This window comes from Agromyces sp. P1_H4 (assembly GCF_056405255.1).
In genome coordinates this window covers 1-3058 of record NZ_JBFUCL010000400.1, presented here as the reverse complement: position 1 = coordinate 3058, position 3058 = coordinate 1, and the positions used below count along the sequence as shown (strand labels likewise).

The window sequence follows — 3058 nt, the reverse complement described above, 5'->3', positions numbered from 1 at the left end:
CGCCCTCGACCTCGCGCTGCAGGCCTCCCCCGATCACCCATGGGTGGCGGAGCATCCCGACTGGTTCACGCAGTTGCCCGACGGCACCATCCGCTACGCCGAGAACCCGCCGAAGAAGTACCAGGACATCTATCCGGTGAACTTCGACGACGACCCCGAGGGCATCTTCGTCGAGGTGCTGCGCATCGTGCGGCACTGGATGAAGCAGGGCGTGAAGATCTTCCGCGTCKACAACCCCCACACGAAGCCGCTCATGTTCTGGGAGCGGCTCATCGGCGCCGTCAACGCCGAGGACCCCGACGTGGTGTTCCTCGCCGAGGCGTTCACCCGCCCGGCGATGATGCAGGCGCTCGCCATGGCGGGCTTCCAGCAGTCCTACTCCTACTTCACGTGGCGCAACACCAAGGAGGAGCTGGAGGAGTTCCTCACCTCGGTGTCGCAGGAGACGGCCGACTTCATGCGGCCGAACCTGTTCGTGAACACGCCCGACATCCTCACCGAGTACCTCCAGTTCGGCGGCCCGGCCGCGTTCACGGTGCGCGCGACGATCGCCGCCACCGCGGCGCCCACGTGGGGCGTCTACGCGGGCTTCGAGCTCTTCGAGTCGGTGGCCCGGCCGGGTGCCGAGGAGGCCATCGACAACGAGAAGTACGAGTACAAGCCACGCGACTTCGCGGCCGCCGAGGCCGAGGGCCGCTCGCTCGCCCTGTACCTCGGCATCCTCAACGCGATCCGCGCCGCGCACCCCGCGCTCGGACAGTTGCGCAACATCCGCTTCCACGCCAGCGAGGACGACGCCGTGGTCGTGTACTCCAAGCACCTCCCGGGCCGGTTCACGCCCGACGGGCGCGACGACACCGTCATCGTGGTCGCGAACGTCGACCCGCACTCCGTGAGGGAGACCACCGTGCACCTCGATCTCGCCGCCATCGGGCTCACCCCCGGCATCCGCTTCGAGGTGGAAGACCTCGTCACCGGTGATCGCTGGGACTGGGGCGACGCCAACTACGTGCGTCTCGACGCCTTCACGCGACCGGCGCACATCCTCCACGTGGTGCGAGGCAGCGATGACTGAGCGGATGCCGCAGGCGGGCCCCGCGGTCGACGACGCGCAGCTCGTCGCCGTCGCGGAGGGACGACACGCCGATCCGCACTCGGTGCTCGGCCAGCACGGCTTCGAGCTGGCCGGCACGCCCGGCGTGCACACGGTCATCCGCACGCGGCGGCCGCTCGCCGACCGCGTCGACGCGCTGCTCGACGGCGGGGACGTGCTGCCGCTGCAGCACGTGGGGCACGGCATCTGGGCGGGAGCCGGCGACTTCGGCCCCGTCGACTACCTCATCCGCGCCCGCTACGGCGACGACGAGTGGACGAGCGAGGACCCCTACCGGTTCGCGCCCACGATCGGCGAGCTCGACCTGCACCTCATCGGCGAGGGCCGGCACGAGCAGCTCTGGCAGGTGCTGGGCGCGCATCACCGCGAGCACTGGGGCGTCGGCGGCGGCGTGCGCGGCACGTCGTTCACCGTCTGGGCGCCGCGCGCCGGCGCGGTGCGCGTCGTGGGCGAGTTCAACCGCTGGGACGGCGCCGGGCACGCGATGCGGAGCATGGGCGGCACGGGCGTGTGGGAACTGTTCGTGCCCGAACTCGAGCCCGGCACCATCTACAAGTTCGAGATCCTGACCCCGGCCGGGCACTGGATCATGAAGGCCGACCCGATGGCCAGGCAGGCCGAGATCGCCCCGTCGACGGCGTCGGTCGTGAGCGTCAGCTCATACGAATGGGGCGACGGCGAGTGGATGTCGCAGCGCGCGGTCACGAATCCGCACGAGCGCCCGATGAGCACGTACGAGCTGCACCTCGGGTCGTGGCGCCCGGGTCGCGGCTACCGCGACGTCGCCGACGAGCTGATCGAGTACCTCGACTGGCTCGGGTACACGCACGTGGAGTTCATGCCGCTGGCGGAGCATCCGTTCGGCGGATCGTGGGGCTACCAGGTGACCGGCTACTACGCGATCACCTCGCGATTCGGCAGCCCCGACGACCTGAAGTACCTCATCGACCGGCTGCACCGGGCCGGCATCGGCGTGATCATGGACTGGGTTCCGGGCCACTTCCCGAAGGACGACTGGGCGCTGGCGCGGTTCGACGGCGAGCCGCTGTACGAGCATCCCGACCCCCGTCGTGGTGAGCAGAAGGACTGGGGCACCTACGTCTTCGACTTCGGCAACCCGCGCGTGCGCAACTTCCTCGTCGCCAACGCGCTGTTCTGGCTCGAGGAGATGCACGTCGACGGGCTCCGCGTCGACGCCGTCGCCTCGATGCTCTACCTCGACTACTCCCGCGAGGACGGCGAGTGGCTGCCGAACCAGTACGGCGGCCGCGAGCACCTCGAAGCCATCTCGTTCCTGCAGGAGGCCACGGCGACGGCGTACAAGCGCAACCCCGGCATCGTCATGATCGCCGAGGAGTCGACGTCGTGGCCGGGCGTGACCGCGCCCACGTCGTCGGGGGGCCTCGGGTTCGGCTTCAAGTGGAACATGGGCTGGATGCACGACACGCTGCAGTACATCTCGAAGGACCCGATGTACCGCGCGCACCATCATCACGACCTCACCTTCTCGTTCCTCTACGCGTTCAGCGAGCACTTCGTGCTGCCCATCAGCCACGACGAGGTCGTGCACGGCAAGGGCTCGCTCATCCGCAAGATGCCGGGCGACCACTGGCAGCAGCTCGCCAACGTGCGCGCCTACCTGTCGTACATGTGGGCGCACCCGGGCAAGCAGCTGCTCTTCATGGGCCAGGAGTTCGGCCAGCTCTCGGAGTGGAGCGAGGAGCGCGGCCTCGACTGGTGGATCCTCGACCAGCCCTCGCACCGCCAGCTCGCCGAGTTCGTGGGCGCGCTGAACCGCACCTACCGCGAGACCGCGGCGCTGTGGCAGCTCGACGACGACGCCTCGGGGTTCGAGTGGATCGAAGGCGGCGCGGCGAACGAGAACGTGATCGCGTTCATCCGCTACGACCGCGACCGCCGGCCGCTCCTCTGCGTGGTCAACTT

The 3058-nt window shown here is 69.2% G+C and carries 2 protein-coding genes; both read left to right on the top strand.

Features of this window, described 5'->3' with window-relative positions:
* On the top strand, positions 1-1075 hold a 1075-nt coding region (locus tag AC1DY2_RS17870), incomplete at its 5' end, for an alpha-amylase family protein (protein ID WP_476763632.1).
* Positions 1068-3058, top strand: a 1991-nt coding sequence (gene glgB / locus AC1DY2_RS17865; RefSeq protein ID WP_476763631.1) for a 1,4-alpha-glucan branching protein GlgB, incomplete at its 3' end; no start/stop codon positions are given. The genes AC1DY2_RS17870 and glgB, both read left to right, overlap by 8 nt.